The sequence below is a fragment of the Mesorhizobium sp. M0408 genome (genome assembly GCF_040321495.1).
Classification (GTDB): Bacteria; Pseudomonadota; Alphaproteobacteria; order Rhizobiales; family Rhizobiaceae; genus Mesorhizobium.
In genome coordinates this window covers 54424-68017 of the sequence record NZ_JAMYRO010000021.1, presented here as the reverse complement: position 1 = coordinate 68017, position 13594 = coordinate 54424, and the positions used below count along the sequence as shown (strand labels likewise).

Sequence of the window (13594 nt, the reverse complement as noted above, 5' to 3'; positions counted from 1 at the left end):
ACGCGGTGGCAAGACGAATGCATCGCGGCGCTGCCTGGCATATACAAGCGGTATATACAAGGAGCCATCGCCATGCCCCAACGCCGCCATTCAACAACCCCGCCGAAAGAGGCGAAGCTGTTTCGTAACAATCGCAGCCAGGCGGTACGCATTCCTGTCGAGTTCGAACTTCCCGGCGAAAGGGTCTTGATCAGCCGTGAAGGCGACCGCCTGATCATCGAGCCGGTCCGCAAACCTGGCCTCACGGCGCTGCTCGCGCAATGGGCGAAAGAGGCGCCGCCCGGTGCCGAGGAAGACTTTCCCGAAGTCGAGGATATGCCTGTCAAATCAGAGGAATTTTTTTGATGCGGTTCATGCTGGATACGATCATTGTCAGCGACATGATCCGAAATCCGGCCGGGAAAGCCGCAAGCGCTGTCCTGCGCGTGGGAGACGCCGCCGTGTGTACCAGCATCGTGGTCGCGTCGGAACTGCGATATGGCTGCGTCAAGAAAAGATCAGCCAAGTTGCACAAGAAGGTCGAGGAATTGCTGGCTGAGATTCCCGTCTTGCCGCTCGATGTGCCGGTGGATGCCGAGTACGGCGCGATTCGCGCAGAACTGGAAGGCAGGGGCCAGACCATCGGCCAAAATGACCTTTTTATTGCTGCCCACGCCCGTGCGCTTGGAACTACCCTGGTGACCGCCAACACCGGGGAGTTCAACCGGATCAAAGGCCTGAAGGTCGAGAACTGGCTGTTGTAGCGCCTGATAGAGGATCAAGCAGCCGGAAAAAGCTTCCAGCGCCGCGGCCTAAAAGCCACGCGACTTTTCTGCGCCGCCGGATGATCGACGGGCAATTCGATCTCGACCCGCTGACGTTCGCCGCCGATTTCGAGCTCGACCCGCCTGGTGCCGGCGACGCGGCGGCTGGCGGCGACCGTGCCGGCGATGCAGCCGTTGCATTCTTCCACCAGATCGACGTCGTGCGGGCGAAAGAACAGCGTCGCTTCGCCTTGCGGTGCGTGCGGCGCGGAAAGCCCGATCGGCCGGTCGGCGATCCAGACCTGGCCGTCCTCGACCTTGACCGGAAGCGAACTCGATTCGCCGATGAAGCCGTAGACGAAGGGCGAGTTCGGAGTGTCGTAGATTTCGTCGGCGGTGCCGACCTGCTCGATGCGGCCCTGGCTCATCACTACGACGCGGTCGGCAAGCTCCAGCGCCTCTTCCTGGTCATGGGTGACGAAGACCGTGGTGTGGCCGGTGGCGTCGTGGATGTCGCGCAGCCAGCGGCGCAGTTCGCGGCGCACCTGCGCATCGAGCGCGCCGAACGGCTCGTCGAGCAAAAGCACGGCCGGTTCGATCGCCATGGCGCGGGCCAGCGCCACGCGCTGGCGCTGGCCGCCCGAAAGCTGTGCCGGATAGCGTTTTTCCAGACCGGAAAGCTGAACGAGGTTGAGGAGTTCCGAGGCGCGGCGGCGAATTTCCTTCGCCGACGGGCGTGACGGCCCGTGCCGGACCTTGAGTCCGAAGCCGATATTGTCGGCGACCGTCATATGGCGAAACAGCGCGTAGTGCTGGAAGACGAAGCCGACATTGCGCTCCTGAATCGACTTTTGGGACGCATCCTCTTCGCCGAAGAAGATCTTTCCGCGGGTCGGCCGCTCCAAGCCGGCAATCAGCCTGAGCAGCGTCGTCTTGCCGGAACCGGAAGGTCCCAGCAGGGCGATCAGTTCTCCCGACTTGATGTCGAGCGAAACGTCGCGGAGGGCCGGAAACCGCTCAAACTCCTTGCGCACGTTGGCAACGCGAACTTCCATGCAAATCCCTTTTGTAGTTGATGCATGCCGTTATCCCAAAACCGGTTCCCACTTTTGGGCGACATTAAATCTTTGTTTTATGCATGTCGTTGTCCAAAAACCGCTACACACTTTTGGGCGACATGCATTTGTCAGTGTCCGCGCGTCGCGGCGATCTCGGCGCCGTAGCGCATCTCGAGAAGTGTTTTCAAGACCAGCGTGACGAGCGCCAGGCCGGCAAGCAGCGAAGCGACGGCAAAGGCGGCGGCGGCATTGTACTCGTTATAAAGGATTTCGACATGCAGCGGCATGGTGTTGGTCAGCCCGCGTATGTGGCCCGACACGACCGAGACGGCGCCGAACTCACCCATCGCGCGGGCATTGCACAACAGCACGCCGTAGAGCAATCCCCATTTGACGTTGGGCAACGTCACGTACCAGAACGCCTGCCAGCCATTGGCCCCGAGCGACAGGGCAGCCTCCTCGTCGCCATTGCCCTGTTCCTGCATCAGCGGGATCAATTCGCGGGCGACGAAGGGGAAGGTGACGAAGACGGTGGCCAGCACGATGCCCGGCACGGCAAACAGGATGACGATGCCATGCGCCTTGAGCCAGGCGCCGAGCAGGCCTTGCGCGCCGAACAGAAGTACATAGACCAGGCCGGAAATGACCGGCGAGACCGAAAAGGGCAGGTCGATGAGTGTGGTCAGGAACGCCTTGCCCTTGAACTCGAACTTGGCGATCGCCCATGCGGCGGAGATGCCGAAAATCACATTGAGCGGCACCGAGATCGCCGCGACCAGAAGCGTCAGGCGGATCGCCGAGCGCGTGTCCGGTTCGCTCAGCGCCTGTGTGTAGGCCTCGATACCTTTGGCGAAAGCTTCCTTGAAGACGATGATCAGCGGCAGGAGCAGGAAAATGCCGAGGAAGGCAAAGGTCACGATCATCAGCACGGTTCTCGCCGTGCGGCTCTCGGTCACCGCCGGCGACTGGCTTTCATGGTGCGGCGCGTAGGATTTGATCTCCGGGTCAGCCATAGCGCTTGCGGCTCCAGGTCTGCACCAGGTTGATGACCAGCAGCATGACGAAGGACAGCGCCAGCATGATCGCCGCTATCGCGGTCGCCGCGGCGTAATTATATTCCTCCAGCCGGATGACGATCAGAAGCGGCGCGATCTCGGATTTGAACGGCAGGTTGCCGGCGATAAAGATGACGGAACCGTACTCGCCGACGCCGCGCGCGAAGGCCAGCGCGAAACCGGTGACGATGGCAGGCGCCAGTCCGGGTAGTAGAACGCGGCTGATGATCTGGAAGCGATTGGCGCCGAGCGTGGCGGCCACTTCTTCTACCTCCTTGTCGATCTCCTCCATGATCGGCTGCACGGTGCGCACGACGAAGGGCAGACCGATGAAGACCAGCGCGATGACGATGCCGAGCGGCGTATACGCGACCTTAATGCCGAGCGGCGTCAGCAGGCTTCCGATCCAGCCATTCGGTGCGTAAAGCGTGGTCAGCGCGATGCCGGCAACCGCCGTCGGCAGCGCGAAGGGCAGGTCGACCATGGCATCGGCGATGCGGCGGCCTGGAAAGCTGTAGCGCACCAGCACCCACGCGACGATCGTGCCGAAGACGACGTTGACGGCGGCGGCAATGAAGGCGGTGCCGAAGCTGATTTCAAGCGCGTTGATGGTGCGGCGGTCGGTGACGATCGCCCAGAAGTCGGTCCAGCCGAGCGCCGCCGAGCGCCAGATCAGCCCGGACAGGGGGATGAGGATGATGAGGGTGAGGTAGGCAAGCGAGAAGCCGAGCGTCAATCCGAAACCCGGAATGACGCTCGGCTGCCTGAATCGCCACCCCGCCTTGGCGGGTGCTGTGGTCATGTCGTCCTGATCTAAATGCTACTGGGCCGGTTTGTAGATCTGGTCGAATATACCACCATCGCCGAAATGATAAGGCTGTGCCTTCTTCCAGCCGCCAAAAAGCGGGTCGTCGATGGTGATCAGCTTGATCTCAGGCAGCTTGGCCAAGTCCTCCGCCGGCACCAACTCGGGCTTCGAAGGGCGATAATGGTTTTTGGCGATGAGCGTCTGGCCTTCCTTGGAATAGAGATAGCTCAGATAAGCTTCGGCAACTTTCCGCGTGCCTTTGGCGTCGACATTAGCGTCGACCACGGCGACCGGCGGCTCGGCCAGGATCGAGGTCGGCGGGTAGACGATATCGAAATTGTCGGCGCCGAACTCGTCGAGCGCCAGATAGGCCTCGTTTTCCCAGGCGAGCAGCACGTCGCCCAGCCCTTTTTGCGCGAAGGTCACGGTTGCGCCGCGCGCACCGGTGTCGAGAACCGGGACATGCGCATAGAGATTGCCGACGAATTCCTTGGTCTTGGCCTCGTCGCCGCCATCCTTGGCGCTGGCATAGGCCCAGGCGGCGAGATAGTTCCAGCGCGCACCACCGGAGGTCTTGGGATTCGGCGTGATCACCTGGACGTCGTCCTTGACCAGATCGCCCCAGTCATGGATGCCCTTGGGGTTTCCCTTGCGGACGAGAAAGATGATGGTCGAGGTGTAGGGCGCCGAATTGTTTTCGAATTTCGTCCGCCAGTCGGGATTGATCCTCTTCGCTTTCGAGACAATGGCGTTGATATCGCCTTCGAGCGCCAGCGTCACCACGTCGGCGTCGAGGCCGTCGATCACGGCGCGAGCCTGCGCGCCCGACCCGCCATGCGACTGCTGGACGGTGACCGTCTCGCCTGTCTCGGCCTTCCAGTGGGCGGTGAAGGCCTCGTCGAATTGTTTGTAGAGCTCACGCGTCGGATCATAGGACACGTTGAGAATGGTGGTGTCGGCAAACGCGAAACCGAGCGTGCCGAACTGGACAGACGTGGCGACCAGTGCGCCGAGCAGTTTCCTGAAATGAGGTTTGGTCATTTCCGCCTCCGTTGAACTCGCGCCAATCTACCGAATTGATAGAATTTAGATGCATTCAATGTTGCCTTTTTTGGCCTATTGAAGCAATTTTTCGCCTAGTTTCGGCGATGCGAGAAACTATTTTCCCCGCATGGACCATGATCGCGCTCCCGACGCGATTATCTAGAGACGGCTAGCTTTTCGGCAATGGCTGCGTCGCGCCCGAAGGTTTCGGCCGGCTATTCGGCGGTAACGGGAAAGTTGAAGCGCTCTTTTGGAAACGGCTCGTTCTCCAGCGTGAAGTGCCACCATTCGCGGGCGTAATTCTTGAAGCCGCCGGCACGCATCGCCTCGACAAGTCTTTTGCGGTTAGCCGCCGCTTCACTGGCTATGGATCGGTGAGCCGTTTCGCTCGCTGGATCGAAACAGTCGAAACCCGTGCCGAAATCGAGCGTGTCGGCATCGGTCGCGCCGCAGGCCGGTTTCGGAGCGCTCTTGCGGTCGGCTCGCGCGATCGCGACATCGACCGTCGATCCGCGCGAATGGGTGGACAGTTCGCCGATATAGCCCTTGGCGATGAGATCCTTGCGCTTGACCTTTGGGTACCATTGCGGGTCCGGTGGTCCACTCGTTTTTGTCCAGTCACCCATGTCGGAGACAGCCCGCGCAGGGCGATAGCAGTCGAACACGACCAGCGTCAGTCCTTCGGCGGCAATCGCTTTCTGCACTGCCGAAAGCGCTTGCGCCGCTTGCCTGGTGAGGACGCATATCGGCGCATCGTAGCCGCTTACCTTGCGATGCAGGAAATTTTCGAGGCCGGCATAGCGGATATCCTGCCGGATATTGGGATCGATGTCGGCTAGCCGAACAAAGCTGGCGGGCAGCGCGTCAGCAGACGCCGAGAAAGTACCGGCGGCCGAAAGCAAGACGTAAAACACAATCCCCTGAATCACCTGCCGGAAATTATTCAAGGGAAACTTTCACTCGACGAAAACCTTCACACTGGCCGCGCGTCCCGCCGCGTCGATCACGGTTAGGGTCGAATAGCCGGCGCCGTCCGGCTGCCAGGTCGCGGTGCGCCGCCGGTCGATGCCGACCAGCGGCTTGCCGTTGGCCAGCCAGCGGAATGGTGCGCGGCCGCCTTGCAGCTTGAGCACCAGCGGCGAGGGGTCGGCCGAGGAAGTGCCGAGATCGACGCGAGCGCCGTCGGGCGGAAAGATGATGGTTGGCGCAGGTTCGGTCGGCGTCGCCTGTACCAGCCCATCGGCGCCGGCGCCGAAGCGCGTCAGCGTCACCGGCAGCTCCTCGCGCTTCGGACGCCGGACGCCGGATGGCTGGCTCGGCAGCGGTACGGCGGCCAGGCTGGAACGGACAAAACCTTCGAACAGGATGGGCGCAGCCGAGACATAGCCGGACAGGCCGGGCACAGCGCCGGCGTCCGGGCGGCCGACCCAGACGCCGAGCACGTAGCGGCCGTCGAAGCCGACCGACCAGGCGTCGCGATAGCCGTAGGAGGTGCCGGTCTTGTAGGCGATGCCGCGTTGGGCGGCACCCTGGGGAGGCTTGACGCCTGACAGGATGTCGGTGATCTGCCAGGTCGCCTGCCCGTCGAGGATGGTGGTGGTCGAGCGTTCGGCATTCGCCGGCTCGGTGCCGTCATGCAGCGTGTGTGCCTTGCCGCCATTGGCAAGGCCGGCATAGAGTTGGACCAGGTCGCGCAGGGTCACCCCGACGCCGCCGAGGCCGATCGCCAGGCCGGGCGCTTCGTTGACGGGCAGGATAGGGGTCACATCGGCCTGGCGAAAGCGTGCCATCAGCCGGGCCGGGCCGACCGCGTCGAGCACGCGGATCGCCGGCACGTTGAGCGACAATTGCAGCGCCTGCCTGATGCTGACATCGCCCTGATAGCCCATGTCGAAGTTCTTCGGCCGATACCCGGAGAAATCGGCTGGGCTGTCCTCGATCAGCATCTCCTGCGCCACCAGGCCTTGTTCGAAGGCGAGGCCGTAGATGAACGGCTTCAGCGTCGAGCCAGGCGAGCGAACGACCTTGGTCATGTCGATCCAGCCCGAACGGCTGGCATCGAAGAAATCGGCAGAGCCGACCTCACCAAGAATATCGCCGGTACGGGCATCGGCCAGTACCATGGCCACCGAGAGGCGAGGGCCGAGCCTGGCGGCCGCATCCTTGGCCACCTGCTCCAGCCCTTCCTGGACACTCTTGCGGATCGTCAGTTGCAGCTTCTGGCCGGGAATGGCCTTGGACAGCATCGTATAGGCCGCATGGGCAGCGAGCGCCGGCAAGGTCCGCCGGAGCCCCGACACATCGTCGAGCGCGGCACGCGCGGCCTCACGTTCGCCGAGCAGGCCTGCCGAGACCATGCGGGTCAGGACGCGGTCGCGGGCGGCATGGGCGACGTCGAGGTTGCGGTCAGGGCGCCGCTTTTCCGGCAATTGCGGCAAAGCGACGAGCAGGGCCGCCTCCGAGACCGTCAGCCGTTTCGGCTCCTTGCCGAAATAGGCAAGCGAAGCCGCGCGCACACCTTCGAGATTGCCGCCATAGGGCGCCAGCGTCAGATAGCGTTCGAGGATCTCGCGCTTGGAAAGCCGCCGTTCGATCTGGAGGGCGCGCAGCATCTGCTTGATCTTCGAGCCGAGGCTGCGGCTGTCGCGCGGTTCGATCAGCCGGGCGAGTTGCATCGGCAGCGTCGAACCACCGGAGACGATATGGCCGCTGGTCGCGAACTGGCCGGCGGCACGCGCCAGTGCCAGCACGTCGACGCCTTGATGATCCCAGAAACGCTTGTCCTCATAGGTGACCAGCATGTCGACGAACTGCTTGTCGACCTGGTCCAGGCTGGTAGCGAGCCGCCAGTAGCCATCCGGCGTAGCGAAGGCGCGCAGCAGCTGGCCGTCTCGGTCCTGCACCTCGGTCGAGACCGCCAAAGCAGCCGGCAGCGGCGGCGGAAAAGCGCGGTCGAGCTGCCAGAGGGCGGCGGCGGTGATTGCAGCGAGACCGACCAAGGAAATGCCCGTGATGGCCGCTCGGCGCAGGAATTTTCTGGAGAGCATGGCGCCGCCCCTCATCCGCCTGCCGGCACCTTCTCCCCGTTTAGTGACGGGGAGAAGGGGGCTGTCGCGACCCTTGGCGCCTTTTCTGCGACGTTAAAGTTCGGCGAAAACTTCGGCGCATGGCTCTTTCTCCCCGTCTCTATACGGGGAGAAATGCCCGGCAGGGCAATGAGGGGCAGCGCCATCGCCATATTCCTATCCGCTATTTTTTGCCTTACGGCGCCTTGACCTCCATCATGCCGGTGGCGGTGCGAGCCGAATATTGCGGCCGGTACATGTCCTCGATCGTTGCCGCCGGGTGGGCGTAGGTGCCCGGCGTCACCGCGCGCACGACGTAGGCGAGTGTGATGTTGGGGTCGCCATCGCCGTCGTTGGGATTGAAAGCCGCGACGAAACGGTCGTCGCGGAATTCGAGATGGGCGGCATCAGTCTGCGCCAGCCAGGAGAAGTTCGTCAATTGGGCGCTGGAGACCAGGCCCGGATTGTCGATCTCGAAGCCGGCCGGCAACAGGTCGGTGATCAGCAGTCGCGAAGGCCAGGTGTTCTGCTCGTAAACCTTGAGCACGACGACATAGCGTTCGTTCTGCTTGACCTCCGTCACGTTGGCCTCTGTGCCGTCTAGCTTGTAGTAGGTACGGCTGATGGTAAAGCCGTTGCCGCCGGCTGGCAGAGGCTGGATCGGCGAGGCCACGGTGGTGACGACCGCCTGCAGCGGATTTCTGCCGGTGTTGACGATGGTCAGCGGACTGTCGGCCAGGTCGCCACCGGCGATCTGGTCCGAATAGCCGCCGGCATGCGGTGCGCCGTTGACGGTGAGCGCGATCGAATCATTGCCGGCCTTCAGCGCGCGGGCGGCCAGCAGCATCCAGGACTCGTCCTGTGTGCTGGTCCACCTGGCGTCGGCGCGTTCCCTGGTCACCAGCTGGATCAGCGCCGGCACGATGGTCGGCACCGGCTTGCTTTCCGCGGCAAGCGCCAGGATCGCCGCGCCGTCGCGCAGTGGCGAGCCATAGTCGGACCGGTAATAGTCATATTCGGGCGTCGACTTGGCCAGTTGCAGCGCGGCCTGGAAGGTTGCCTCCGAGCGCTGGGTGTCACCGTAGAGCGCGAGAGACGCCGCCAGTTGGGCGACGGCCATCGGGCTGGTAAAGGCTTCGAGCTGGGTGTCGGCATAATAACGCAGATCGCCGACCGAGGCCTTTTTGTTGCGGGCAAGCACATAGAGCGCATAGGCGATCTCGCTGCCGCGATCCTGGACGTCCTGATCGTAGCCGATCGCGTTCTGCAGATTGCTCAGCGCCTGGTTCATCGCCAGGGCCGGTACGTCGTATTTCTGCTCGCGCGCCCGGGTGAGGAAATCGGTGACATAGGCGTCGAGCCACAGATCGCCGGAACCCGGACCCCACAGGCCGAAGCTGCCGGCCGAGGCCTGATAGCTCAGCACCTTGTAGATGGCGTCCTGGACGCGGCCATGCAGATCGGGGTCGCTGGCCATGCCGATGCCGGAAGCCATCTCGTTGACGTAGAGAAGCGGCATGGCGCGGCTGGTGGTCTGTTCGGCGCAACCATAGGGATAGCGGTCGAGCGTCATCAGCAGCGACGGTACATCGAAGGCAGCCGCCTGCGAAACGCCGACGCTGACCGAAGCGCCATCGAGCAGGCTTGCCGCCAGCAGTTCCTTGTCGACGCGCAGCGCGCCGCCATTGCCCTTGAGGTCGACGACCATGCGGGTGGTCACAGGCAGTTGCGCTGGGCGCACCGGCACATAGAGCGTCTGCTCGACGGCGGTGCCGTCGGCATGCGCAAGCTTGATGGTGATCGAGGCGTTGCCCGCGGTCTGCGCAATCAACGGCACGGTCAGCGTCTGCCGCTTGCCTTTGGCCAGCGTCAGCTTTTCAGGCAAGGCGGCACTGCCGGTAGACAGGTCGCCCGTCGTGTCGATGGTCAGCTTGTAGTCGCCAGCGGGGCCGTCGGTGTCGGCGATGTCGAGCCGCATGACGGCGGAATCGCCGGGCGCCAGGAATCGCGGCAGGCCGGCGGTGATCACCACCGGATCGCGAACGATGACGTCGGACTGGGCATGGCCGACTGCTTCCTTTGTCCAGGCGACGGCCATGACGCGCACGGTGCCGTTGAACTGCGGAATGTCGAAGTCGATCCGCGCCTTGCCGTCGGCGTCGAGCTGGACCGGGCCGGAGAAGAAGGCGACCAGCTTTTCGGTCGGCGGACTGCCTTGCGATTGCATGTTGGCGCCGTCGCCGCCGGTGCGCAGCTTACCGGTTGTGCCCAGCGAGCCGTCGATCAGCCGGCCATAGATGTCGCGAACCTCGAGACCGAGCATGCGCTGGCCAAAGAACCAGTTCTCCGGATCCGGAACCTTGTAGTTGGTCAGGTTGAGGATGCCGACGTCGACGGCCGCGACCATGACATAGGCGTTGGTGCCGGGCTGCACGCCGGCTACGGCCACCGGGATCGACAGCTGCTGGCGCGGCATGGTCTTGTCCGGCGGCGCCAAGCTGACGGCAAGCTTCCGCGAGCCGGGATCGAGCTTCAGCCATTTGACGCCGATGGCGCGCGCCGGCATACGTGTCTCTTGCGCATCGCCCGGCCTGAACAGCGTTGCCGTGACGTAGGCGCCGGCACCCCAGTCGTCGCCGACCGGGATGTCGACGGTGCTGCCGCCGGCCGGCACGCTGGCGGTGACGGTCTTCAGGAGCTTGTCGGCGCCGATGGTGACGAGCAGCTCGCCGGCAAAGTGCGGCGACACTTTGAGCTTGGCCACTTCGCCCGCCGCATAGGTATCCTTGTCGAGGGCGATCTCGAGGCCGTCGGGCGTTTCGGTGGTGGTGGAACTGACATACCAGCCGGCGTCGAACTCGTAGCTTGTGGCCGGGCCTTCCGGATCCGCTGTCTCGATCTCGAGCCGGTAGCGGCCCCAGTCGACCGGCAGCGACACCGTCGCCTCGCCATCGGCGCTCAGGTCGACCTGGCCGTTGGCCACCGCCTTGGTGAAGGTGACCGGCTCATAGTTCCAGGAGTTGCTCGAGCGGTACCACTGGTAGCTGCGCTCGACCTTGACCAGCGACCACTGCGCGCCCTTCAGCGCCTCACGCTTGCCGTCTGGGTCGACAGCGATCAGGCTGAACTTGGCCGTGCCGCCTTGCGGCACCTCGTCGTCGTCGAAATCCGGGCGGATGCCGATCATGTGGCCCTGCGGGCGGATGCCGATATTCAGCGAGCGCTCGACGGCACGGCCGCCGGTTTCACGCATCCTGACAGTGACCTTTGCATCGACCAGCTTGGTGGTGGATGGCAATTGATCGACGGAGACCGGGAAGGTCGCTTTGCCGTCCTCGCCGACCACCGGCAGGCCGGTGAAGGGCGTCACTGTCGGTTCAGCCGACTGTTCGTCGGCGAGACCGAAGGAATAGCCTTTGAAGCGGTCCCAGTCGCGGGCGGTCGACAGCGTCAATTCGCCTTCGAGCGCGAGGCCCGCGGCCGGCGCGCCATAGAGAAAGCGGCCGTCGACGGTGATGTTGGCGGTCTCGCCCTGGGCGATCTCCTGCTTGTCGGAGGACAGGTCGAACTCGATGCGGTCCGGTACGAAGTCCTCGACCAGGAACATCTGGCTGGCGACCGCCGCCTGCTTGGGATCGGTATGGATCGCCACCGTCCAAGTGCCGCGCATGGCGTTGGGTTCCAGCGGCAGGTCGACCGCGTGACCGCCGGCCGATGCGCCGTCGCTGACGATGCGGCGGTCCTCGACGCCGTCGGGCCGCGAGAAGATGAAGGTCAGCGGCAGGTTCTCGACCGCCTTGGCGGCACTGTCGCGGGCAAGAGCCGCGACATGGACATCTTCGCCGGCGCGGTAGATGCCGCGCTCGGTCCAGGCATAGACGTCGAGCGCGCCAGGTGCCGGCCGTCCGGCGACGCCACGGTCGGACAGGTCGAAGCCGGCGCGGCCCATATCGAGGAAGACGAAATCGTCGTCGCCCTGTTTGGCCATCAGCACGGCCGGGGCCATGCCGCTGTCGCCGCGCGTCAGGCCGGGATTGAACACCGCCCGCCCTTCCGCGTCGGTGGTCGCGGTGCCGAGGATTTCATTGTTCCTGGCCAGCAGCGTCAGCTCGGCGCCGGCGATCGGCTTGGCGGTTGCGAGCGAACGGGCAAAGACGTTCAGCCCATCCTGTCCGGTATAGGTCGACAGGCCGATATCGGAGACGACGAACCATTGCGTGGCGTGCGAATCATAGTCGTCGCTGCGATCGTTGACGGCTTGTGCGGTCAGCACATAGACGCCGGGCTTGCGCTTCGGCAAAGCCTCGTCGATTGGGAAGGAGGTGGTGACTTCCTTGTTGAGGTCGTTGGCGATGTCGAGCTGGCCTTGCCAGACCGGCTCGCCCATCTGTTCGGAGATGTTCGAAATGTCGTAGCCGTCAAGCTGGCGCAGGAACTGATATCCCGACAGAAGCTGGGCCAGCGAGCGGTCGCCGACGCGGAAGAGCTTCATTTCGGCGGCATTCATGTTGACGGTGACGACCGGTATGCCGCGGCGTGCGCCTGCGGGCAGGACGAAGCTGTCGCCGGTGAAGCGGGCCGAAGGCGCGCGGTCCTGCACGTAGATCGACAGAACCACCGGTGCCGCGGTGACTTCGCCAATGGCGGCCGGCAAGCCGGCGCGGAAGGTCACGTCATAATGTTGGCCGTGCTCGAATCCTTCGACGCAGATCTGCTTGTCCTTGGCTTCGACGCCCTTGGGAGCGGCGTTGTCGACAGTAACGAACTGCGAGTAGTCGACGCCGGTCTTGACCAGTTCCTCGGAGAACTGCGCGCAGATGCGTGGCGCGCTGGTGTCGGCATCGACGGTATGATCGATGACGCGGAAGCCCTTGCGGGCCTTGAGATCCTGATAGGCGGCCCTGACTGCCGGCGAATTGACGAGAGCGAGGCTCGCCTCGTAGGCCTGCAGGGCCGGCCTGTAGAGATCGCGGCGATCAAGGCCGTCCCCGAGCAGCGCCAGCACGTCGGCGCGCGTCTTGGTGGTGCGCAGCAATTTGTAGGCATTGAAGGCGGCGGAAGTGGCGTTCGCCGGCAGCGTCGACGGCTCAGAACTGTTGGCGGTCGGATGGACGGCAAGCGTTTCGCGCGCCAGCTCGAGCCAGAGCTGGCCATCATAAGGCAACACCGAAACCACCGCTTCGTATTTGTGCATGGCCGAGCGATGATCGCCCGTCAGCACCGACTGTTCGGCGGCGGCCCTCAGCGCCGTCAGCCCTTCTGTCGGCTTGGTGTAGGTCGGGCCAGTGAGCTTGTTGCGGTATTGCTGGGCCTGGTCGGCCATCCAGTTGGGGAAGAAGGCGAGTTCGGGTGGCGCGCCGATGTCGGGATCGCCATCGATGTTGACGATCTTGCCGGCGACGGCGCCGCCGAAGGGTTTCAACGAATTGTAATCGGATTTAAGGAAGCACCATTTGGCCTTGAGGTTGTAGGTGAAGGCGCGGCAGGCCGGGTCGCCGAGGCAGGTGGTCTTGCACTGGTCGAGGCTGACATTCTGGTCGGATCTGAGATCGAAACCGAAATAGTCGGAATTGTCCGATGTCACCACCCGCCGGGCTTCGGCCGCTTGCGCGACACAGGCAAAAAAGAGAAGGAAAAGAATCGATAGACCACGAGCCGCGCGCATTGCCATAAACCCCTCCAGACAAGTGCTTACGTCCAGAAATCTTCAAGCTTCAGTCGCGCTTGTCAACATCGGGACGCGGCAGGATCCGCCTGCCAACGGTTTGCTTTCCGGCCGGTGACCGGTAGTAGCTCCATAGGACAGGGGATCACGCTTTCT

At 63.7% G+C, this 13594-nt stretch carries 9 protein-coding genes; 2 read left to right on the top strand and 7 right to left on the bottom strand.

Going from position 1 to position 13594, the window contains the following annotated elements:
- The first annotated feature begins 72 nt into the window (after positions 1-72).
- Positions 73-345 (top strand): antitoxin, encoded by a 273-nt coding sequence (locus tag NKI67_RS23470; RefSeq protein WP_352571771.1) that lies wholly within the window; start codon positions 73-75, stop codon positions 343-345.
- The gene (locus tag NKI67_RS23465; RefSeq protein WP_502894632.1) at positions 345-743 is read left to right on the top strand and encodes a type II toxin-antitoxin system VapC family toxin; all 399 of its coding nucleotides are present in this window, start codon (positions 345-347) and stop codon (positions 741-743) included. The genes NKI67_RS23470 and NKI67_RS23465 overlap by 1 nt, the downstream gene beginning before the upstream one ends.
- 14 nt (positions 744-757) lie before the next feature.
- On the opposite strand, the gene NKI67_RS23460 is transcribed toward NKI67_RS23465, so the two are convergent.
- The 7 genes from NKI67_RS23460 to NKI67_RS23430 form a co-directional block, all read right to left on the bottom strand.
- Positions 758-1798, bottom strand: a complete 1041-nt coding sequence (locus tag NKI67_RS23460; protein ID WP_352647042.1) for a sulfate/molybdate ABC transporter ATP-binding protein — start codon at positions 1796-1798, stop codon at positions 758-760.
- Between the two features lie 131 nt (positions 1799-1929).
- Positions 1930-2814: a sulfate ABC transporter permease subunit CysW gene (cysW, locus tag NKI67_RS23455; RefSeq protein ID WP_352571774.1), complete on the bottom strand. Its 885-nt coding sequence runs from the start codon at positions 2812-2814 to the stop codon at positions 1930-1932.
- The gene (gene cysT / locus NKI67_RS23450) at positions 2807-3658 is read right to left on the bottom strand and encodes a sulfate ABC transporter permease subunit CysT (RefSeq protein WP_023675839.1); all 852 of its coding nucleotides are present in this window, start codon (positions 3656-3658) and stop codon (positions 2807-2809) included. The genes cysW and cysT overlap by 8 nt, the downstream gene beginning before the upstream one ends.
- 18 nt (positions 3659-3676) lie before the next feature.
- Complete coding sequence (locus NKI67_RS23445; RefSeq protein ID WP_023675840.1) at positions 3677-4705, bottom strand: sulfate ABC transporter substrate-binding protein; 1029 nt, start codon at positions 4703-4705, stop codon at positions 3677-3679.
- Positions 4706-4923: 218 nt separating this feature from the next.
- Positions 4924-5622, bottom strand: coding sequence for a M15 family metallopeptidase (locus NKI67_RS23440; protein ID WP_352647040.1), 699 nt, complete (start codon positions 5620-5622; stop codon positions 4924-4926).
- Positions 5623-5664: 42 nt separating this feature from the next.
- Positions 5665-7755, bottom strand: a complete 2091-nt coding sequence (pbpC, locus tag NKI67_RS23435) for a penicillin-binding protein 1C (RefSeq protein ID WP_023675842.1) — start codon at positions 7753-7755, stop codon at positions 5665-5667.
- Between the two features lie 214 nt (positions 7756-7969).
- Positions 7970-13444, bottom strand: coding sequence for an alpha-2-macroglobulin family protein (locus NKI67_RS23430; RefSeq protein WP_352647037.1), 5475 nt, complete (start codon positions 13442-13444; stop codon positions 7970-7972).
- Positions 13445-13594 lie beyond the last annotated feature (150 nt).

What these genes read in the sequence shown, in the direction of transcription:
- NKI67_RS23470 (WP_352571771.1), top strand. Translation starts at nt 73, where the DNA reads ATGCCCCAACGCCGCCATTCAACAACCCCGCCGAAAGAGGCGAAGCTG.
- NKI67_RS23465 (WP_502894632.1), top strand. Translation starts at nt 345, where the DNA reads ATGCGGTTCATGCTGGATACGATCATTGTCAGCGACATGATCCGAAAT.
- NKI67_RS23460 (WP_352647042.1), bottom strand. Translation starts at nt 1,798, where the DNA reads ATGGAAGTTCGCGTTGCCAACGTGCGCAAGGAGTTTGAGCGGTTTCCG.
- cysW (WP_352571774.1), bottom strand. Translation starts at nt 2,814, where the DNA reads ATGGCTGACCCGGAGATCAAATCCTACGCGCCGCACCATGAAAGCCAG.
- cysT (WP_023675839.1), bottom strand. Translation starts at nt 3,658, where the DNA reads ATGACCACAGCACCCGCCAAGGCGGGGTGGCGATTCAGGCAGCCGAGC.
- NKI67_RS23445 (WP_023675840.1), bottom strand. Translation starts at nt 4,705, where the DNA reads ATGACCAAACCTCATTTCAGGAAACTGCTCGGCGCACTGGTCGCCACG.
- pbpC (WP_023675842.1), bottom strand. Translation starts at nt 7,755, where the DNA reads ATGCTCTCCAGAAAATTCCTGCGCCGAGCGGCCATCACGGGCATTTCC.
- NKI67_RS23430 (WP_352647037.1), bottom strand. Translation starts at nt 13,444, where the DNA reads ATGGCAATGCGCGCGGCTCGTGGTCTATCGATTCTTTTCCTTCTCTTT.